We start from the raw sequence: 21334 nt of genomic DNA on the forward strand, positions 1-21334 counted from the left end.
CCTTTTCCAGATATAAGAGCCTGACTTGCTTTCAGTAAGTTTTTAAGATGAATGTAGAGGGAAACAGATTTGTTTCGTAAGCAACGATTTAGTATTCGTAAATTTTCAGTAGGAGCCGCATCAGTCTGTGTGGGTCTATTTTTAGGTGGTCAGATTGTTAACGCCGATAGTTTGCCAACTGAAAATCCAGCAACAGTTGCGGTGAGCAACCAGGATGTGCAGGCTGAGGTGGTAGCACCTGCGGTAACAGAAAATCAAGAACCGGCTATATCAGCAGAAGTTTCTGTTGAAACTGAGACAGAACCGGTAATTGAAGTGCCAGCACCAGCGGAAATTCCTGTAGAACAGCCACTTGTGGTTGAGGAAGTACCAGGAGAATCAGATCCTGAGCTAATTCTTTATCACAATCAATACAATACCATGTCTACTTTGCCAGGTACTGAGTATGCAACAGCTAAGTTCCCATTAGTTCCTAATGAAAAACTGTTTGAAGAGGATGTTCCCTATGTTGAGCCAGCAACTGCAGGCGACGGAGATAAAATTATAGAGTTGCAAGATGATACTCCTGAACAAAAGATGTTTGATGCGACGACAGGTCACTATACAGCACAGTTCAGCGTTGACTTTACAAAAGAAAAGCCAAGTGACCAGATCGTTATCAATCAATCAATCAATCAACGTTATGGGCAAATGGTTACGGGGATATTCTGACAAATACGACGATAAGAAATTTGACCATTTCTGACCTTGGTTCACCGATGGTTGGTACGATGCGTTACGCTCGTACTAGTGCCTATTCTCGTGCGGAAAATCCACAAATGGCTGTATTCAATAGAAACGACCAAGTTTGATTGGAACAGCAAAAAATGGCCATGCAGGAATTGGTGACCATGTCTAACCGAGCGTCCGTCTTGGGAGTGATTAGCCCAAGTGACCGCTACACTTTTGGCACAGTTATCCCGGCCTGTATGTATGCGGAAGCCAAGGCTATCATGCTCAGAAGTGAGGAATTTTACGTAAAAATCGGTAGTACAACTGCCTCTGATGCAACTTTAAATCGCGTCAAAGACCTCTTTGCTAGTTTGACAAACCGCTATAATGTCTACATGAACCGTAGCGATTTGGTCACTAAGGAAGATTTGATCAAGATTTATGGCAACTTCACAGTTAAAAATAGTGCCATTGATAATTTCTATAATTTCTATAATTTCTACCAGGCCATGCCAGACGCCGCCAAATCACAATACGGTCTTATCAAAATTTATGACGACCCCTATGGCTTTGGTGGAAATACCCTTGGATATGATGCCATTAACAATATGAATAATGCCGGTTTCAAAGGTGGTGTTATCGATGTGGAGAAAGGTCAATTTACCTGGGAAACCTATGTCATGGCTCACGAGCTCGGTCACGTTGTAGATGCTTATTCGGAAGAGACGGTACAGATCAATAATTTTTCAAGTGAGCAAGTATTCCAACCGAGGGAACTCCAGTCATTGTTGCACCAGAAGAGAAAGTCATTACCAAAGGTACACAGCCGGTAGTTGAGACAGTGATGATTGAGTATAGTACTCGCTATGAGTCAGATTCTACTAAACCTGTGGGCTACTATAGTGAAACTGGTGGTGTTGACGGCAGTGAGACGACAACCACAACTTATAAAATTGACGCAGTCACTGGCGAAGTAACAGCGACAAGCACAACTACAATTATCGAACCAATTGCCAAAGTTATCATTATCGGCAGTCAACCTGCGCCAGTCGAATTGCCTCCGGTTGATGAGCCAGCAGTTGTCACCCCAGTCGACGAACCACAGGTAGAAGCTCCGGTTGAGGAACCTCAGGTAGACACGCCAGTTGACGAACCAGCCGTTATAACACCAGCCGACGAGCCAGTTGTTGTAGCGCCAATTGATGAGCCACAGGGTACAATTTTGGTTGACGAGCTAATAGTTGTAGCTCCGGTTGAGGAACCTCAGGTAGAAACATCAGTTGAGGATTCAATTATCACAGCAAAAGGCGACAGCGTTACACATGAATTACCAGAGCTTGACATTACAGCCATTCTAAGTCAGGGTCACATTTTACCTACTGAAATCTTGCAAGAAACAACAGTTACTCCAACAATTTCGCATCTAGTTGGTGGTGGTGCTGCAGCTGGCGGTTCAGCAGAGGCGTATCACAAGGAACTGGTAACACTGAACAATCTGCTAGCAATCAATCCTCAGGACAAACTGCTAAAACATTGCCGAATACTGGACAAGAAGATGCATTGACATCTCTTGGACTTGTAGTGGGAATGCTTGGATTTGGTTTAGTGAAAAGAAAAAAAGCTGAACTTGGCTAAAATATATATTCATTATGATGGGAAGTTGACCTTGTGTCAGCTTCTTTCTGGTTTTCTGCTCCTCGATTTATTATCAGTGTAGAAGGTTGAATAAAGCTAAGCCTTGTCTTCTTGGATTTTTCATGTTTCCGCTATATTTTTTCTTTTAAATCAACTATAATAGAATCATGAAAGTTTTACTCTATTTGGAAGGCAAGACAGTTCTGGAAAAATCAGGGATTGGTCGGGCCCTCCACCATCAAATGGAAGCCCTGGACATGGCTGGAATTCCCTATACGACGGACCTTTTAGGGGATTATGATGTCATTCATATCAATACCTATGGGCCACGTTCCTGGTTGCTTTTGCACGCTGCCAAACGCCATGGAAAGAAGGTCATCTTGCACGGGCATTCGACCAAGGAAGATTTTCAAAATTCCTTTATCGGATCCAATCGCCTGGCGCCATTTGTGGGAAAATATCTGGCCAGCATGTACCGAAAAGCAGATTTTATCATTACTCCGTCAGAGTATTCTAAGCAGCTCATCCAATCCTATGGGGTAAAAACTCCAATCGTTGCCGTGTCCAATGGGATTGATTTGAACAAGTACAAGAAAGATGCTCGTAAAGAGGCTGTTTTTCGGGATTATTTCGGTATTAAAGAGGGACAACCAGTCGTGGTCTGTGCCGGGCTTTATTTTCGCCGCAAGGGCATAGAGGATTTTGTCAAGGTGGCTGAAAAGCTGCCCCATGTGCGCTTCATTTGGCTAGGCTCTATCAATAAATGGATGATTCCATCCTATATCCGGAAAATTGTAGAAGGAGCTCATCCGCCTAATGTCGAGTTTCCTGGTTACTTCAAGGGTGCTGTTTTTCAGGGGGCAATGAGCGGAGCGGATGCCTTTTTCTTCCCATCCTATGAAGAGACGGAAGGGATTGTCGTCTTGGAAGCTCTAGCCAGCCACCAGCATGTTGTGCTGAGAGATATTCCAGTTTATGAAGGCTGGATTGATGAAACAAGTGCCGAATTGGGCAAGACTGTCGATGATTTTGTCCAATCCATTCAAAATATCTTAGATAAAAAAATAGACAAGCGCGAGGCAGGTTATCAGGTGGCAGTTAGTCGCTCGATGGACAATGTAGCCCACCAGCTAGTAGAAGCCTATCGCCAAGTCATGGAGTTGTAAATGCGTATTGGATTGTTTACAGATACCTACTTTCCGCAGGTTTCGGGGGTTGCGACTTCTATTCGGACCCTGAAAACGGAGCTGGAAAAACTAGGTCATGCAGTATTTATTTTTACGACCACTGATGAGGGTGTCAACCGCTATGAGGATTGGGATATTATCCGCATTCCTAGTGTGCCCTTCTTTGCCTTTAAGGACCGTCGAGTGGCCTATGCTGGCTTTGTGGATGCCTTGAAAATTGCCAGCCGTTACAAGCTGGATATTATTCATACCCATACGGAGTTTTCTCTGGGGATTTTGGGGAAATTGATTGCTAAGGAATTGGGGATTCCAGTTATTCATACCTACCATACCCAGTATGAGGACTACGTCCACTATATTGCCAAGGGGAAAATTATTCGCCCTAGCATGGTCAAGTATATCCTCAAACCCTTCTTCCGTGACCTTGATGGGATTATCTGTCCCAGCGAGATTGTAGAAGATTTGCTGAATAAGTATCAGGTTCCTATTTCCAAAAGGGTCATACCGACAGGAATTGATTTGGCCAAGTTTGACCGACCTGAGATTTGCCAAGAGGATATTGATGAACTGAGGCATCAACTGGGGATTGCTAAGGATGAAACCATGCTGCTCAGCCTGTCTCGTATCTCCAATGAAAAAAATATTCAGGCCCTTGTCAAGGCCATGCCGGCTATTTTGGCTGAAAATCCCAAGGTCAAGCTGGTTATCGTTGGTGGTGGACCTTATGCGGGAGAGTTGCAGGAGATGATTGACCGCATGCAGCTGGCCAGTCATATTCAGATGACGGGCATGATTGCACCGAGCGATACTGCTCTATACTATAAGGCGGCTGATTTCTTTATCTCGGCATCGACCAGTGAAACCCAGGGTCTGACCTTCTTGGAAAGCCTGGCATCAGGCACTCCAATCCTAGCCCATTCGAATCCTTATTTGGATAATTTGGTGACGGACAAGATGTTTGGAACCCTCTTTAAGCGGGAAAAGGACATAGCAGATGTGGTCATTGATGCGATTTTGGCGACGCCAAGCATGAATGCCTACTTGCTGGAGAAAAAGCTCTATGAAATTTCCGCCAAGAATTTTGGTCACCGAGTTTTTGAGTATTACCTGGATTTGAAAATTTCCCATGATTTCCAGAAGGAACACACCAATCAAGACAGTGTGGCAGAAGTATTGCTCAAGGGAGCAGTTACCTTACCAGCCAAGGTCGTTGTCAAATCAACCGACACCACAGCTCGCATTCTCAGAAAATCAGTTGCCCAGGTCAAGTCCGTTCGTAATTTCTTTGATTAGGAGGGATGAAAATGAAGAATTCAGGAAAAATCTTTTGGTACATCTTGCCTACTTTACTGGTCTATTATCTGGTGCCGGTGCTGATTATGTATTCTCCGCTGGATGACTTGACCATCAAGGGATTGTTGATTAACTTGATTTTAGTCTATCAACCAATCTTGATTTTACTGATTTCAATCATTTATACTGTCAAACATGGCTTTTCCTGGTGGTTTCCACTGCTACAAGGCTTGCTTTATCTGCCAGTCGATACCCTGATTTTTCCAAATGCAGAGGGCTCAGAAATCTACGTTATTCCTTACATTCTTGTAGGCTTTCTCGGAGCAGGAGTAGGGGTTTTGATGAGGAAGATGCTTGGAATTGGAAAATCTAGAAATTCTCGCAAAAATCCTTGAAAAATCCGAAAATCCTGCTATAATAACTGTTAGAGACTTATCCATTCTAGGAAATCTTTGAGAGAGTGCGCGGTTGCTGTGAGCGCATAGAGGATAGGATGGACACTACTCGGTATGATTTTATGCAAACATAAAAGGGTGGTTCCCTTATCGCCATTCTGAGGTCATCAGTTTTTTTGAGCTGGTGATGAATGAAGGTGGAACCACGTTACGACGTCCTTTTGTGAGGATGTCGTATTTTCTTTTGGAGGAGTAGTTATGCTACCTGATGACTTATTAAAACGGTGCCAAGATGTGCGAAGAGCCTATAGAGAGTTGGAACTCAAGCACCATGACAAAGAATGGTCTATTGAAGAGGACCTCTTGGCCTTGACCAATGATATTGGCAACATGAACCGCCTGATTATGACCAAGCAGGGTCGTTACTATGATGAAACACCCTGTAGTTTGGAGCAAAAAATAGCTGAAAATATCTGGTGGTTGATCGCATTGGCTGACCGCCTCGATATCGATATTCAAAAAGAAATGGAAACCTTTTTAGCTCAAAAAGAAGAGTTATTGGGGATTAAAAAATAAATAAAAAATAGAAAGGACTAGGGTCTCCGTATTTGGTTGAACTGAATACGGGCTACGGACTGGGCCAAAAAGATAAACGAGAACTAGACGCTTGCGTCGTCGTTCTGTTTCCTATTTTGTCTGTGTCCGCTTAACGCCCTTTATATCTTATATTATGATTAAAATTACTTTCCCAGATGGTGCTGTTCGTGAGTATCAGGCTGGTGTGACAACTTTTGAAATTGCGGAGAGCATCAGCAAGTCTTTGGCGAAAAAGGCGCTTGCAGGTAAGTTCAATGGTAAATTGATCGATACCACTCGTGCCATTGAAGAGGATGGGACGCTTGAAATCGTAACGCCTGACCATGAGGATGCTTTGGACATCTTGCGTCACTCAGCAGCTCACTTATTTGCCCAAGCGGCTCGTCGCCTTTTCCCAGACATCAAGTTGGGGGTTGGTCCAGCTATTCAGGATGGTTTCTACTATGATACGGACAATGCAGCTGGTCAGATTTCAAATGAAGACCTGCCACGCATTCAGGAAGAAATGATGAAGATTGTCAAGGAAAACTTCCCTTCTGAACGCCGTGAAGTAACTAAGGAAGAAGCTCTTGAGATTTTCAAAAATGATCCATATAAGTTGGAATTGATTCAAGAACATTCTGATGATGAGGGCGGTTTGACCATTTATACCCAGGGTGAATACGTTGATCTCTGCCGTGGGCCGCATGTTCCTTCAACAGGTCGTATTCAAGTTTTCCAACTCCTAAATGTTGCGGGTGCTTACTGGCGTGGTAAGAGTGAAAATCCAATGATGCAACGTGTTTATGGGACAGCTTGGTTTGACAAAAAAGACCTTAAAAAATACATTCAAATGCGTGAAGAAGCTAAAGAGCGTGACCACCGTAAACTTGGTAAGGAATTGGATCTCTTTATGATCAGCCAAGAAGTTGGTCAAGGTTTGCCATTCTGGTTGCCAAATGGAGCGACTATCCGTCGTACCTTGGAGCGCTACATCACAGATAAAGAATTAGCCTCAGGTTACCAGCACGTTTACACACCACCATTGGCTTCTGTTGAGCTTTATAAGACCTCAGGTCACTGGGAGCATTACCATGAAGACATGTTCCCAACTATGGACATGGGCGACGGTGAGGAGTTCGTACTTCGTCCGATGAACTGTCCACACCACATTCAAGTTTATAAAAATCAAGTGCGTTCATACCGTGAATTGCCAGTGCGTATTGCCGAGCTTGGTATGATGCACCGCTATGAGAAATCAGGTGCTCTTACTGGTTTGCAACGGGTGCGTGAGATGACCCTAAACGACGGTCATATTTTCGTGACACCTGAGCAAATCCAAGAAGAGTTCAAAAAAGCTCTCCAGTTGATTATCGATGTGTACGCAGATTTCAACCTAAACGACTACCGTTTCCGCCTGTCTTATCGTGATCCAGAGGACAAAGAGAAATACTACGATAACGATGAGATGTGGGAAAATGCCCAGCGTATGCTGAAAGGTGCCATGGATGAAATGGGCGTGGATTACTTTGAAGCAGAGGGTGAAGCAGCCTTCTACGGTCCGAAATTGGATATCCAGGTAAAAACAGCCCTTGGTAACGAAGAAACTCTGTCAACTATTCAGTTGGACTTCCTCTTGCCAGAACGCTTTGGTTTGACTTATATCGGTGCTGATGGTGAGGAGCACCGCCCAGTCATGATTCACCGTGGTGTCATCTCAACTATGGAACGCTTCACCGCTATCTTGATTGAAACCTACAAGGGTGCCTTCCCAACCTGGTTGGCTCCAACCCAAGTGACTATGATTCCAATCTCTGTGGAAGCTCACTTGGATTACGCTTGGAAGGTTGCCAAAGAATTGCAAGACCGTGGCGTTCGCGTACACGTGGATGAGCGGAACGAGAAGATGCAATACAAGATCCGTCAGAGCCAGACCAGCAAGATTCCATACCAGCTCATCGTCGGTGACAAGGAAATGGAAGACAATGCTGTCAACGTTCGTCGCTACGGAAGTAAGGCAACACAAACTCAGTCTGTTGCAGAATTTGTGGATCATATCCTAGCAGATATTGCCCGCAAGTCACGTCCAGCTGATGCTGAATAAATAAAGTAAGAAGTCCGAAAGGGCTTCTTTTTTGCGCAGAAAAAACTCCCAAGTTTTCAAAATAGAGTAGACTAGGTTTCTTTAGAAAGCTGATTGTCATTTTACTGGACATTCGTTTCAGAAATTTCTTTTAAAATTTTTAAAAACTTATTGGCGACCCTGGATTGATTGTTTTGTTTTTTCCAGAGAACTTGTAGAGGGTCATGGTTACCTTCTTGTAATTTTATAAATTTTAGTTGGCTATATTCATCAGTCAGGACAATGCCGTTCAAGCAAAGTGCAACACCTACACCTGCTTTGACAAGAAGGGCAGCATTATATAGAAGATTATAAGTTGCAACAATGCGATAATCACCAACTTTATCTAGTTCTTCAAAGGTGATGTTGGGCTGAGCAGATACTATCAGTGGATATTTGATGATATCATGAAGTTTTGGGGTCTGAAGAGTGGCTAAGGGATGATTTTTTGGAACAAGTATCCCCCAAGAATCTCTATTTGGAAGAGGTAAGTGATTATATTTACTTTCATCAAAAGAACCAAAGGTTATACCGATATCAATATTGCCTTGGTCTAAATATTCTTGTACATAGTCAGCGTTACCACTAAGAATGTGTACTTTAACTTCTGGATAGGTAGTGGTCAATTTTTTAACGGCTCGTGCCATGATATCCAGAGATTGACTTTCCGCGGCTCCAATACTAAGTTCACCCGACATACCATCGTTTCTACGGATGTTATTTTCTGTTTTATTGACTAAGGATAGAATTTCTATAGCACGATTGTAAAGGTAACGCCCGTCTTCGGTTATCTGAATTTCTCGGCTACCACGATCGAAAAGCTGAGTTTCTAATTCTGTTTCCAAGTCTCGAATTTGTCGAGAAAGGGTTGGCTGTGTGATATGCAAGGCCTTGGCGGCATTAGATATAGATTTGGTTTGTACGATTGTGACAAAGTAATTAAGAACACGGATATCCATTACTATCTCCTAGTGTTTTTTTTTAGAATTATTATACCACAACATATGCCTCATAGGCATACATAGAACATAAAACAAGTATTCGATTATGGGTTGTGTTTGTAATAAAATATCTAAAGAAAACAGGAAAGGAAACAGTAACTAAAATAAGGTATGAAGTATGCATCAAGAAATTAAATCGTTCATTGAAACAGGAGAAATCATTAAAAAAGGAGACATTGTTTATAAACTTATTCACGAAATTACTGCTGAAACCTTACCGCTTATAGAAAAATTGAATACAGAAGTCCAAAGCGAAGCGAGTAAGCGTGACTTGCTGGAAAAAATCATGTGTAAGAAGTTGGATGATACAACGTCAATTGCATTGCCTTTCCGAACGGATTTCGGACGCCATATTTCCATTGGTAAGGAAGTTTTTATTAATACGGATGTGATGATGACAGATTTAGGTGGGATTGTTATTGAGGACAAGGTCTTGATTGGTCCTCGTGCTATGATTATCTCAGTTAATCACCCTCAAGAATCATCACAGCGACGGGGCTTAATTTTGAAATCCGTCCATATTAAGAACAATGCTTGGATTGGTGCGGGAGCAACTATATTACCAGGGGTGACGGTTGGTGAAAATGCTATAGTAGGTGCTGGAAGTGTTGTGACAAAGGATGTACCTGATAATACAACTGTTGCAGGTGTACCTGCTAAAATTATAAATACAAATCATTAATTTTTGGAAGGAAATATTAAATTGAAAACTGCTATTTTTGAAAAAGCTGGGTCAATGATTATCGAAGAGGTTAATAAACCAATGATTCAAGCACCGGATGACGCCATTATAAAAATTGTCCGTGCCTGTGTTTGTGGTTCGGACCTCTGGTCATACTCTCATGGGGATGGTAAAGAAGTTCATTCTGTCAATTCCGGACACGAGGCACTTGGTATTGTTGAAGAAGTTGGTCCCGAAGTGACAGATATTCATCCCGGAGATTTTGTCATTGTACCCTTTACGCATGGTTGTGGTGAATGCGATGCCTGCCGTGCTGGATTTGACGGCACTTGTGATAATCATGTAGCTCCGACTAACTGGGGAAACGGTTACCAGGCAGAATACCTACGTTTTCACTATGCGAACTGGGCACTGATTAAAGTACCTGGTCAGCCATCTGATTACTCAGAAGATCTGCTGAAGTCTTTACTGGCCTTGGCAGATGTCATGCCTACAGGATATCATGCTGCGAGGGTAGCACAAGTGAAACAAGGCGACAAGGTCGTTGTGATTGGAGATGGCGCTGTCGGTCAATGTGCCGTTATTGCTGCTAAAATGCGAAGTGCGTCTCAAATCATTATGATGAGCCGTCATGAAGATCGTCAGAAATTAGCCTTTCAACTGGGTGCAACTGCTGTTGTTGCTGAACGTGGTGAGAAAGGTGTTGCAAAGGTGCGTGAAATTTTAGGTGGAGGAGCGGATGTTGCCCTTGAGTGCGTTGGTACAGAATCTTCTATTGAGCAGGCACTGGGGGTCCTTCATAATGGTGGTCGTATCGGCTATGTTGGTATCCCTCATTACAATAACCGTCCGATTGGCTCGACGTTTGCACAGAATATTTCCTTCGGCGGTGGTTCAGCATCGGTCACTACCTATGTCAAAAATGAATTACTCGAAGCCGTCTTGGATGGAAGGATTAACCCTGGTAAAGTTTTCACAAATACCTATGATTTCAGTGAAATTAACCAAGCCTATCAAGATATGGCGGACCGTAAAGAGATTAAATCTATGTTGATTGTTTCTGAGTAACCGTTATCTCATAAATTCGTTCGCTCAAAAATCTCGAATATTATCAGCACTATTTTGTCCTTCAACATAGTCATTTTCTATCAACTAGCAGAATGATTTTGTAAATCAGCGAAGTCCGAAAGGACTTCTTTTTGCATAGAAAAAAAACTCCCGAAAATCAGGAGTTGTCATTCTTATTCAATACTGCTTGCCCAAGACTTAGCCACGTAGCGTGATAGGCTGGAAATGGCGAAGTTGATGAGGAAGTAGATGAGGGCAACCATGAGATAGAGAGCAAAGACCTGCTCGGCCTCAAAGTAGCGTCCCATGAGGATTTGGCTGGAGCCAAAGAGTTCCTGGAGGGCAATAACGGAATAGAGGAAACTGGTGTCCTTGATGACCGTTACGATTTGTGAAATGATGGCTGGCAACATCTTGCGAATAGCCTGTGGCATGATGATATAAATCATAATCTGGACAGGTGTGAATCCTTGCGCCAGACCAGCCTCTGTTTGACCTGGACCAATGGCATTGAGACCACCGCGGATGATTTCTGCCATAGCAGCGGTCGTGAAAATGGTAAAAGCTGTTATACCAGCTGGAGTTGACTTCATCTGAAATACCAAGAAAACAGTGAAAATCCAGAGCAGGTTGGGTACGTTACGGACAAATTCGATATAGATCGTTGCAATCCACTTGAAGAGTGGATTTTTTCCATTTCGCATGATGGCCAAAATCATTCCGAAGAGGACAGATAGGACCACAGAGATGCTTGAAATGTAGAGAGTGAGCTGCAAACCAGACCAGAGCAATTGGAAGGTCGATGGTTTGAGAAGTTCTGAAATAGTATTCATCATAGACCTCCTTAATGACTGAAGGCAGCCTTGTTTTTCTCTTCAATCCGGCGTCCCCAGCTAGCAACGGGGAAACACATGATAAAGTAGAGAAAGGCCGCGCCTGCAAAGGCTGGAATGTAGTTGGCATTCATGGCAGACCAGGACTTGGTCATGAACATGATGTCTGCACCAGAGATAATAGCGACCGTGGCCGTATTTTTAATCAAGTTAACCACCTGGTTGGTTAATGGTGGAAGAATGGTTGGGATAGCCTGTGGCAAGATGATGATACGCATAGTCTCGCTGGCAGTAAAGCCTTGAGATAGGGCAGCCTCAGTCTGACCAGTCGGTACCGCCTCGATACCTGCACGGATAACTTCGGCAATATAGGCACCGTGGTAAAGCCCGACACAGATAACCGCTGTCCAATAGATAGATGGCATGAGCACATAGTTGGAAATCAAGGGCAGACCGTAATAGACAATCATGAATTGCACCAAGAGTGGTGTGTTTTGGTAGTATTCAACATAAATACGGGCCAACAATTTGAGTGATTTTTTCTTGCTGGATGATAGGCTACCGAAGAGAATTCCTAGCAGCATGGCCGTGATAAAGGCACCGATAGAAATAGCTATGGTAAAGAGGAAGCCTTGGAAAAAGACTGGAAAATCATTAAAGTAGCTCAGCCAGTTTTCCCAAGCATAGGGGCTAGTTGCAAAAACAAACATAACCGTTCCTTTCTAGTGTGTAGTAGTAGGTGGTTGGATGTGAGTCTCGGCTCACTTGCTGTGGTTCGAGTCAACATCTCAGCGCAGTGGTTGATTGGCGGTTTCGTTCGCGTTTTACGCTCCGAACCAGCCCTAACGAATGATACGAACTGTGTTCGTTCAATTTCCAACCTCCAAAGGTTCCCCGAACCTTGGAGCTGTGCGGGGGAGGGAGTAAAACGGTCTGGGAATAGACCGTTTTAGCCTGAACCCAGAAACTCGAGAGTTTAGACGAACTCTCTTTCCCTTAGTCGAGTTCTTTCCCGCTCCCTATTCATCTGTTTCAGTGACAGGTTTGAGTCCGTTGGCATCGTAGATAGCCTGTAGACTGCCATCCGCTGTCCATGTTTCGATGAGACCGTTTAAGTAATCATTAAGGTCTTTATTGGATAATTTAGTCACAATGCCGTAGTCTGACGCTGAGAAGCTGAAGTCCATGAGCTCAGACTGGGAACCAATATAGCCTGACAGGATAGACTGGTCTACTGAGAAGGCATCTGTGCGATGGGCACGGAGAGAAACAGAGAGTTCAGGATAAGAACCCAATTCTGCGAAGGTTACGGAAATGCCGTGCTTATCAGCTAAATCAGAAATTAGTTTTCGTGTGATAGAGCCTTGGGCAACCCCGATGTTCTTACCGTCCAAATCCTTGAAGGTCTTGATACCAGAATCCTTATTAACCAGGAAGCCGACAGCGTCTGTATAGTAAGGGCTGGTAAAGTTATAGAGGAGTTTGCGTTCTTCCGTGATGGTGAAAGTCGCGATGACCATGTCGACCTGCTCGTTGTCTAGAAGTGGACCACGAGTCTGTGCTGTAACTGGTGTAAATTCGATATCTACGCCCAGTTCTTGTGCAATTTTGCGGGCAATGTCAATTTCCATTCCTTCAAATTCGCCAGTGTCTGGATTTTTAAAACCAAAGTTTGGTACGTCTTGTTTGACGCCGACACGGAGAACACCACGGTCAATGATAGCCTGGACCTGGTCGCTGCTGACAGCTTGAGCAGGAGTTTCAGTCTGCACCTTGGTTTGACTGAAAGCAAAGAGGAGGACCACACCAATCAAGAGCATCCGAATGGCGAAAAATAAATTGATTTTCTTTGTATCCATAGGCACCTCCTAGATCTTAACCTTATCTGATTCGTGATTGATAATCTTGCTGAGGAACTGCTTGGCGCGTGGTTCTGTTGGATTGTCGAAGAAGCCATTGACGTCGGTCGTATCCACCAAAACCTCGCCCTCTGCCATGAAGATGATACGATCAGCCACCTCACGGGCAAAGCCCATTTCGTGGGTTACAACAATCATGTTCATTCCGTCGCGGGCCAATTTTTGCATAACTGCAAGAACATCACCGATGGTTTCAGGGTCAAGGGCAGAAGTTGGCTCATCAAAGAGCAGGAGTTCGGGGTGCATAGCCAGTCCACGGGCGATAGCCACACGCTGCTTCTGTCCACCAGAAAGCATAGCTGGATAAGAGTTCTTGCGGTCCCAGAGGTTTACAAATTCTAGGTATTTTTGCGCAGTCTTCTCTGCTTCTGCCTTGTCAATGCCCAAAACCTTGATAGGGGCTAGGGTAACATTTTCTAGGACTGTCTTATGAGGATAGAGGTTGAAATGTTGGAAAACCATGCCGACCTCTTTGCGGAGAGCAACTAGTTCCTTGGTAGATGAACCAGATACGGTGTGGCCGTGTACCACCAATTCACCGTCTTCTACAGACTCCAGTCCATTGATGGTACGAATCAATGTGGATTTTCCAGAACCAGAAGGGCCGAGGAGTACAACAACCTGACCAGGTTCAAATTCTAAGTTGATATTGCGTAGGGCGTGGTAGTCGCCGTAATATTTATTAACATCCTTAAACGATACTAATGACATGAGAATCTCCTTTATCTAACGCGATACTAAGCATCATATCATTGCAAAGATTAAATGTCAAGTATATTCTGACAATTTAAGAATTCCATGTGTTAGAAAATATAACATAGAATAGCGGGATAGATTTTAAACATGAATTTTCCAGATAAGTTATGATATAATAGAAGAAATAAATTAAAGGTATAAGTAATATGAAAAAAATTCTAGTTGTAGATGATGAGAGACCTATCTCGGATATTATTAAATTTAACATGACCCGTGAGGGCTATGAGGTCGTGACAGCTTTTGATGGTCGCGAGGCCTTAGAAGTATTTGAAGCGGAGTTTCCGGACATTGTCATTCTGGATTTGATGTTGCCAGAGTTGGATGGTTTGGAAGTGGCCCGTAACATTCGCAAGACCAGCAATGTGCCCATTATTATGTTGTCTGCCAAGGATAGCGAATTTGACAAGGTTATTGGCTTGGAAATTGGAGCGGACGATTATGTGACCAAGCCTTTCTCTAACCGTGAATTGCAGGCCCGCGTCAAGGCTCTGCTTCGCCGGAGCGAGTTGACAGAGACCCAGTCCATTCCTGTTGTGGCTGGCAAGGCGGAATTGGTCATCGGAGACCTGGTGATTTTGCCCGATGCCTTTGTTGCCAAAAAACATGGTAAGGAATTGGAATTGACCCACCGGGAGTTCGAGCTGCTCTATCATCTGGCCCAACACATTGGTCAAGTCATGACCCGCGAGCACTTGCTGGAAACAGTTTGGGGCTATGATTACTTTGGTGATGTCCGGACGGTCGACGTGACGGTTCGTCGTTTGCGTGAGAAAATCGAAGACATTCCAAGCCGCCCTGAATACATCTTGACCCGCCGTGGCGTCGGGTACTTTATAAAAGCCAATGATTAATCAACTGCGTTACCTGATAACGACCTCGGAATTCTGGTTTATTGTCATCAGTATTGGCTTTGTGATTGCCATTACAGTTCTCTTGATTGAGAATTACCGGGACAATAAGCAGATTAAACAATTAAATGAACGTGTTAAGTCGCTCATGGAAGGGGATTATGCGGATGTTCTGGATTTAAGAGGTAGTCCGGAAATTACGGATATGACCAACTCCTTGAACGATTTGTCTGAAATGATTCGTCTGACGCATGATAATTTGGAACAGGAAAAAACACGCCTCAGTTCCATTTTGTCTTATATGAGTGATGGTGTCGTGGCAACCGATCGAATGGGGCGCATCATTATGATTAACGACATGGCCCAGAAACAATTAGGTTTGAGCGTACAGGAGGCGACGCAATCAGATATCTTGGATGTTTTGGAACTCCAGGAGGAATACAGCTTTCGTGAATTGCTGGCTCAGACACCGGAAATTGTGCTTGAGCACACCAATGAAAACCAGGAATTTCTGACACTTCGGGCAAATTTTGCGACCATTCGGAGCGAAAGTGGCTTGATTTCTGGTCTGGTTATTGTCCTGCATGATATGACTGAGCAGGCCAAGGAAGAGCGGGAGCGGCGGCTCTTTGTATCTAATGTTAGCCACGAGTTGCGGACACCTCTAACATCTGTCAAGTCTTATCTAGAAGCCTTGGACGAGGGTGCTATTACAGAAACGGTGGCTCCAAGCTTTGTCAAGGTTTCTCTAGATGAGACCAACCGCATGATGAGGATGATTACGGATCTCCTGAGCCTGTCACGTTTTGACAATCAAGTCGGTGAGTTGAATCTAGAATTGATTAACTTCACGGCCTTTGTCACCTTTATTCTCAACCGTTTTGATCAGATGAAGAATTCAGATTCTGAGAAGATTTATTCGATTGTGCGAGACTATCAGATTAGTCCGATTTGGATAGAAATTGATACGGACAAGATGACCCAGGTTTTGGACAATATCCTGAATAATGCAATCAAGTATTCGCCGGATGGGGGCAAAATCACTTTCAGTATGAAGACCACGGACAGTCAGCTGATTGTCTCCATCTCTGACCAAGGGCTGGGAATTCCCAAGGCTGATTTGCCTAAGATTTTTGACCGATTTTACCGGGTGGACAAGGCACGTTCGCGGTCCCAAGGGGGGACAGGTCTGGGCTTGGCCATTGCCAAGGAAATTGTGAAACAGCATAAAGGTTTTATTTGGGCCAAGTCAGAATATGGACATGGTTCGACCTTTACTATTGTCTTGCCATACAGTAAGGAAATCGCTATGGATGAGTGGGATGACACTCTTGAGGAAGAATAGGAGTTATGACGGAAGTAAGTTTTAAATATAGTATTTTGGCGTCTGGCTCCAGCGGCAATTGTTTTTATTTGGAGACGCCTAAGAAACGAATTTTGGTGGATGCGGGGCTTTCTGGTAAGAAAATTACCAGTCTCTTGGCAGAAATCGACCGCAAGCCAGATGATATTGATGCCATTTTGGTGACCCATGAGCACAGCGACCATATCCATGGAATCGGTGTTCTGGCCCGCAAATACGGTATGGACATTTATGCCAATGAGCAGACCTGGCAGGCCATGGACGGCAAGTTGGGCAAGATTGATATAGCACAAAAGCACATTTTTGAACTGGGGGTAACCAAGACCTTTGGTGACCTGGACATTGAGTCCTTCGGTGTTAGCCACGATGCGGCCTGTCCGCAGTTTTACCGTTTTATGAAGGATGATAAATCCTTTGTTATGCTGACGGATACGGGTTATGTCAGCGACCGGATGGCTGGGATTGTGGCCAATGCAGATGGCTATTTGATTGAGTCCAATCATGATATTGAAATCCTGCGTGCGGGTTCTTATTCGTGGAATTTGAAACAGCGGATTTTGTCGGATAAGGGGCATCTCTGCAATGAAGATGGAGCAGATGCCATGATTCGGACCCTGGGTAATCGGACTAAGAAAATCTATCTTGGTCACTTGTCCAAGGAAAACAATATTAAAGAACTGGCCCACATGACCATGGTCAATCAGCTGGCCCAGGCTGATTTGGGAGTAGGAGTGGATTTCCAAGTCTACGATACATCGCCCGATACGGCGACACCGCTGGTCTCCATTTGACAATCATAGCGTCAACAATTACATAGAGGAGAATCGCTGGCAGGCGGTTCTCTTTATCATTATTATTCGATAGACGGTATGAATCTAGAGCAATCAGTAAATCTGGTTGCTCTTCTTTTTGACGAAATAAGGTGGGATAGTAGTGGCAAATGTTTACAAATGCTCTTTTAAATTATGGAATTAAAGTGCAAATGTAATAGAGAAAGGAAATGATGTTATAGAAAATTTCCGATAATAATCTGCGCAAAATGTAAGCGCTCTGAAATTCATCTTCCGTCGGAAAAAATGAAACCTGATGTGGTATAATAAGTAGAAACTTTCTAGAATGAGGTCCGATGTGTCGAATAAATTGCCTTCGCGAGTGGGGCGAGAGGATAGGATTATCCCAAGGCGGTTGAACATGCTGTTTGCCATTGTCGTCTTCCTGTTTTCAGTCCTGATTGCTCGTTTAGTGGATATGCAGCTAATCAATAAAGATTTTTATGTCCAAAAATTAGAGACTGCCAGTCAAAAAGTGGTGTCAAGAAGCTCGGTCCGCGGTCAGATTTATGATGCCAAAGGTCTTCCGCTTGTTGAAAATAAGTTAAGCCAGGTGGTGTCCTTTACTCGGTCAAATAAAATCACTGCCAAAGGAATTCGGGATATTGCGGAAAAATTGGTAGCCTGGGTGTCCTTACCTGAGGATATTCGTGTGTCTGAGCGGGACAAGGCAGATTACCTCTTGGCGGATACAGATGTCTATGAAAAGGTTGTCGCAGAGCTCCCAAGAGAGAAGCGGTTCGGTATCGATGGAAACCTCCTGAGCGAAGGAACAATTTATGCCAATGCCGTAGAAAGTTTGGACCCCAAAGATTTACAATTGACGGAGGCTGAAGAGAAGGTTGTCTACCTCTTTACCCAAATGAACAAGGCTGGCTTTTTTGAGACCGTCCGCCTAGCAACCCAGCCCCTCAATGCAGAACAGATTGCCTTGATTGCTTCTCATGAGCAGGACATGCCCGGGGTTACAACAGTGACCAATTGGGACCGTCTTGTCAAAGATACCTCCCTTTCCTCGATTATTGGAACGGTGACGACGGAGCAGGTTGGTCTCCCTGCAGAAGATGCTGAAGATTATCTGGCCAAGGGCTATTATCTGAACGACCGTGTGGGAACTGCCTACCTTGAAAAGCAGTACGAAGGCGTCTTACAAGGACAACGAGAGCTCAAGGAAGTCAAGCTCAATCGAAATGGAAATGTCGAGTCTATCGATACAATCCAAGTAGGTCAAAAAGGAAATAATATCAAGTTGACCATTGATTTGGCTTTCCAAGATGGTGTCAATGCCATATTGAAGAAATACTTTGAAAGTGAGTTATCAACCGGAAGCGCACTCTATTCAGATGGTGTATATGCTGTAGCTTTAGAACCGACTACTGGTGCAGTGCTGGCCATGTCGGGTTATAAACATGAAAAGGGGACAAGTAGTATTACCGAGGATGCTCTTGGAACTATCACAAGCGTCTTTACTCCAGGTTCTATTGTCAAAGGTGCAACTATTTCATCTGGTTGGGAAAATGGAGTTATCAGTGGCAATCAAGTGCAGTTAGACGAACCAATCTATTTTGCAGGTTCAGCACCAATTACATCTTGGTATGGGGCCTATGGTAGTAATATTGATGCGACAGAGGCTCTGGAATATTCTTCAAACGCTTACATGGTAAAAATTGCTTTGGGGTTATTAGGTCAAACCTATTCGCCAAATATGTTTTTGAACGATGGAGATGCATTGACAAATGCGATGACAAAACTTCGTTCTACTTTTGCGGAATATGGATTAGGTGCTCCAACAGGAATTGACTTACCACTTGAATCAACAGGTTTCTTACCAGAAGAATATTCCACCGCAAACTTTATTACGAATGCATTTGGACAGTTTGATAACTATACACCGATGCAGATGGCTCAATATGTAGCGACAATCGCCAATAATGGAACTAGAGTAGCTCCTCACTTGGTGGAGGGGATTTATGGGAATAGTTCAGATGGGGGATTAGGTGATTTGATTGAGAAAAAGACAAGTCAGGAACTCAATAAAGTTGCTATCTCAGCACAGGATTTGGCTATTCTACAACAGGGATTTTATCAGGTAGCAAATGGAAGTGGTAGCTTTAATACCGGGCGTCAAATCAGTAATGGTGCTGCTGTGTCTATCAGTGCCAAAACAGGTACTGCAGAGACATTTACGACGGATAGAAATGGTCAGGTTATAAGTGCTGTAAATACCAATATCGTAGCTTATGCCCCAAGTGCTAATCCTAAAATTGCTGTAGCAGTTGTTCTACCAAATCTGACAGATTTTAATTCCACAGCTAGCATGACTATTGTGACAGAAATTATTAATTTATACAATTCACTTTACCCAATGAATTAAGGAGGCTTATGCTCTACCCAACTCCCATAGCTAAATTGATTGACAGTTATTCAAAATTACCTGGTATTGGTATTAAAACGGCAACACGTTTAGCTTTCTATACCATCGGTATGGAAGATGATGTAGTCAACGAATTTGCTAAAAATCTCTTGGCAGCCAAGAGGGATTTGACCTATTGTTCCATTTGTGGCAACTTGACAGACCAGGACCCTTGTGGTATTTGTCAAGACACCAGTCGTGATCAGACCACCATTTTAATAGTCGAGGATAGTCGAGATGTGACAGCCTTGGAAAATATTCAAGAATATCACGGCCTTTACCATGTCTTGCACGGCTTGATTTCCCCGATGAATGGCATTGGACCAGACGATATTAACTTAAAGACCTTGCTAACTCGTTTGATGGAAAATGAAGTGACAGAAGTCATTGTAGCGACAAATGCAACAGCAGATGGTGAAGCGACATCCATGTACATCTCACGTGTCCTAAAGCCAGCAGGTATCAAGGTTACTCGCCTGGCAAGAGGATTGGCAGTCGGAAGTGACATTGAATACGCAGATGAAGTCACCCTCCTTCGTGCCATTGAGAATAGGACAGAATTATAGTTTAGGAGACCTTGGTCCGCCCATCAGATAAAAAATATGCTATACTAACTATAGTTGTTTTGAATTAGAAAAGGAAAGTATATGACAAAAGAAACTTTAATTTTACTATATGGTGGTCGTTCAGCAGAACGCGAAGTATCCGTTTTATCAGCTGAGAGCGTCATGCGTGCCATCAATTATGATAAATTCTTTGTAAAAACCTATTTCATCACGCAAGCTGGTGACTTTGTGAAGACCCAAGAATTTTCTCAAACACCAGCTGCTGATGAAAAATTGATGACCAATGCGACGATTATTGAAGAGCAAAAAATTCGTCCAAGCGATATTTATGAAGAAAATGCGGTTGTCTTCCCAGTTCTTCACGGCCCTATGGGTGAAGACGGTTCTATTCAAGGATTCCTAGAAGTTCTGAAAATGCCTTATGTGGGGACCAATATCTTGGCGTCAAGCGTTGCCATGGACAAGATTACGACAAAGCGCGTGCTGGAGTCAGCAGGGATTGCCCAGGTAGCCTACACGACCTACTTTGAAGGTGAGGATTTGGAGGAGGCCATCGCTGAAACCCTGACAAAACTGCATTTCCCGGTCTTTATCAAGCCAGCCAACATGGGCTCTTCAGTCGGCATCAGCAAGGCTGAGAACGAGGCTGAACTCCGCTCTGCTATTGCGCTTGCAATCAAATATGACAGCCGTATTCTCATTGAGCAAGGGGTAACTGCTCGTGAGATTGAGGTTGGGCTTTTGGGAAATGCTGACGTGAAAACTTCCCTGCCCGGTGAAGTGGTCAAGGACGTTGCTTTTTACGACTACGATGCCAAGTACATTGATAACAAGATTACCATGGACATCCCAGCTAAGATTGACGAAGCTATCATGGATGTCATGCGTGACAATGCCGCCAAGGCCTTCCGTGCCATCGGTGGTTGCGGACTGTCCCGTTGTGATTTCTTCTTGACAGAAGAAGGCGACATTTTCCTCAATGAGCTCAATACCATGCCAGGATTTACCCAGTGGTCCATGTATCCCCTGCTTTGGGACAATATGGGCTTGGCTTATCCAGACTTGATTGAAGAGCTGGTTAGCCTAGCCAAGGAAATGTTTGACAAACGAGAAAGCCATTTGATTTAAGGCAGTGA

General features: G+C 43.8%; 20 protein-coding genes and 1 pseudogene. 16 read left to right on the top strand and 5 right to left on the bottom strand.

Annotation, left to right across the window (positions count from 1 at the left end; genetic code table 11):
* The first annotated feature begins 69 nt into the window (after positions 1-69).
* From NQZ91_00570 to thrS, 8 genes and pseudogenes are all read left to right on the top strand, one after another.
* Positions 70-285, top strand: a pseudogene (locus NQZ91_00570) (YSIRK-type signal peptide-containing protein).
* 566 nt (positions 286-851) lie between these two features.
* Positions 852-1544, top strand: coding sequence for a hypothetical protein (locus tag NQZ91_00575; GenBank protein ID UUM57911.1), 693 nt, complete (start codon positions 852-854; stop codon positions 1542-1544).
* 11 nt (positions 1545-1555) lie between these two features.
* On the top strand, positions 1556-2275 hold the full coding sequence (locus NQZ91_00580) for a hypothetical protein (GenBank protein ID UUM57912.1): 720 nt from the start codon (positions 1556-1558) through the stop codon (positions 2273-2275).
* A 238-nt stretch (positions 2276-2513) separates the two neighbouring features.
* The gene (locus tag NQZ91_00585; GenBank protein UUM57913.1) at positions 2514-3512 is read left to right on the top strand and encodes a glycosyltransferase; all 999 of its coding nucleotides are present in this window, start codon (positions 2514-2516) and stop codon (positions 3510-3512) included.
* Complete coding sequence (locus tag NQZ91_00590; protein UUM57914.1) at positions 3513-4826, top strand: glycosyltransferase family 4 protein; 1314 nt, start codon at positions 3513-3515, stop codon at positions 4824-4826.
* An 11-nt stretch (positions 4827-4837) separates the two neighbouring features.
* Positions 4838-5221: a hypothetical protein gene (locus NQZ91_00595; protein ID UUM57915.1), complete on the top strand. Its 384-nt coding sequence runs from the start codon at positions 4838-4840 to the stop codon at positions 5219-5221.
* A 258-nt stretch (positions 5222-5479) separates the two neighbouring features.
* Positions 5480-5797, top strand: coding sequence for a MazG-like protein (locus NQZ91_00600; GenBank protein UUM57916.1), 318 nt, complete (start codon positions 5480-5482; stop codon positions 5795-5797).
* 154 nt (positions 5798-5951) lie between these two features.
* Positions 5952-7901 carry a threonine--tRNA ligase gene (thrS, locus tag NQZ91_00605; protein ID UUM57917.1) on the top strand — a complete coding sequence of 650 codons (1950 nt, stop codon included), beginning with the start codon at positions 5952-5954 and terminating at the stop codon, positions 7899-7901.
* 101 nt (positions 7902-8002) lie between these two features.
* On the opposite strand, the gene NQZ91_00610 is transcribed toward thrS, so the two are convergent.
* The gene (locus NQZ91_00610; protein UUM57918.1) at positions 8003-8878 is read right to left on the bottom strand and encodes a LysR family transcriptional regulator; all 876 of its coding nucleotides are present in this window, start codon (positions 8876-8878) and stop codon (positions 8003-8005) included.
* Positions 8879-9038: 160 nt separating this feature from the next.
* Between NQZ91_00610 and NQZ91_00615 the strand changes: the two genes are divergently transcribed.
* Positions 9039-9602: a sugar O-acetyltransferase gene (locus NQZ91_00615; protein UUM57919.1), complete on the top strand. Its 564-nt coding sequence runs from the start codon at positions 9039-9041 to the stop codon at positions 9600-9602.
* Positions 9603-9623: 21 nt separating this feature from the next.
* Positions 9624-10670 carry an alcohol dehydrogenase catalytic domain-containing protein gene (locus NQZ91_00620; protein UUM57920.1) on the top strand — a complete coding sequence of 349 codons (1047 nt, stop codon included), beginning with the start codon at positions 9624-9626 and terminating at the stop codon, positions 10668-10670.
* Positions 10671-10843: 173 nt separating this feature from the next.
* Here the strand turns inward: NQZ91_00620 and NQZ91_00625 are convergent, their stop codons facing one another.
* The 4 genes from NQZ91_00625 to NQZ91_00640 form a co-directional block, all read right to left on the bottom strand.
* A complete protein-coding gene (locus NQZ91_00625) occupies positions 10844-11503 on the bottom strand; it encodes an amino acid ABC transporter permease (GenBank protein UUM58788.1) in 660 nt (219 codons plus the stop codon).
* 11 nt (positions 11504-11514) lie between these two features.
* Positions 11515-12213, bottom strand: a complete 699-nt coding sequence (locus NQZ91_00630; GenBank protein UUM57921.1) for an amino acid ABC transporter permease — start codon at positions 12211-12213, stop codon at positions 11515-11517.
* 309 nt (positions 12214-12522) lie between these two features.
* A complete protein-coding gene (locus tag NQZ91_00635; protein UUM57922.1) occupies positions 12523-13362 on the bottom strand; it encodes a transporter substrate-binding domain-containing protein in 840 nt (279 codons plus the stop codon).
* A 9-nt stretch (positions 13363-13371) separates the two neighbouring features.
* A complete protein-coding gene (locus NQZ91_00640) occupies positions 13372-14133 on the bottom strand; it encodes an amino acid ABC transporter ATP-binding protein (protein UUM57923.1) in 762 nt (253 codons plus the stop codon).
* Between the two features lie 191 nt (positions 14134-14324).
* Here NQZ91_00640 and yycF point away from each other — a divergent pair, with 191 nt between their 5' ends.
* From yycF to NQZ91_00670, 6 genes are all read left to right on the top strand, one after another.
* Complete coding sequence (gene yycF, locus NQZ91_00645; protein UUM57924.1) at positions 14325-15029, top strand: response regulator YycF; 705 nt, start codon at positions 14325-14327, stop codon at positions 15027-15029.
* Complete coding sequence (gene vicK, locus NQZ91_00650) at positions 15022-16371, top strand: cell wall metabolism sensor histidine kinase VicK (protein ID UUM57925.1); 1350 nt, start codon at positions 15022-15024, stop codon at positions 16369-16371. The genes yycF and vicK overlap by 8 nt, the downstream gene beginning before the upstream one ends.
* A gap of 5 nt (positions 16372-16376) precedes the next feature.
* Positions 16377-17180: an MBL fold metallo-hydrolase gene (locus NQZ91_00655; protein UUM57926.1), complete on the top strand. Its 804-nt coding sequence runs from the start codon at positions 16377-16379 to the stop codon at positions 17178-17180.
* A gap of 349 nt (positions 17181-17529) precedes the next feature.
* Positions 17530-19593 (top strand): penicillin-binding protein PBP2B, encoded by a 2064-nt coding sequence (gene pbp2b, locus NQZ91_00660; GenBank protein ID UUM58789.1) that lies wholly within the window; start codon positions 17530-17532, stop codon positions 19591-19593.
* Between the two features lie 8 nt (positions 19594-19601).
* On the top strand, positions 19602-20198 hold the full coding sequence (gene recR / locus NQZ91_00665) for a recombination mediator RecR (protein UUM57927.1): 597 nt from the start codon (positions 19602-19604) through the stop codon (positions 20196-20198).
* An 81-nt stretch (positions 20199-20279) separates the two neighbouring features.
* Entirely contained in the window at positions 20280-21326 is a 1047-nt protein-coding gene (locus NQZ91_00670; protein UUM57928.1) for a D-alanine--D-alanine ligase, read from the top strand.
* Positions 21327-21334: the final 8 nt, after the last annotated feature.

The organism is Streptococcus suis (genome assembly GCA_024583055.1).
GTDB classification, from domain to species: Bacteria; Bacillota; Bacilli; order Lactobacillales; family Streptococcaceae; genus Streptococcus; species Streptococcus suis_V.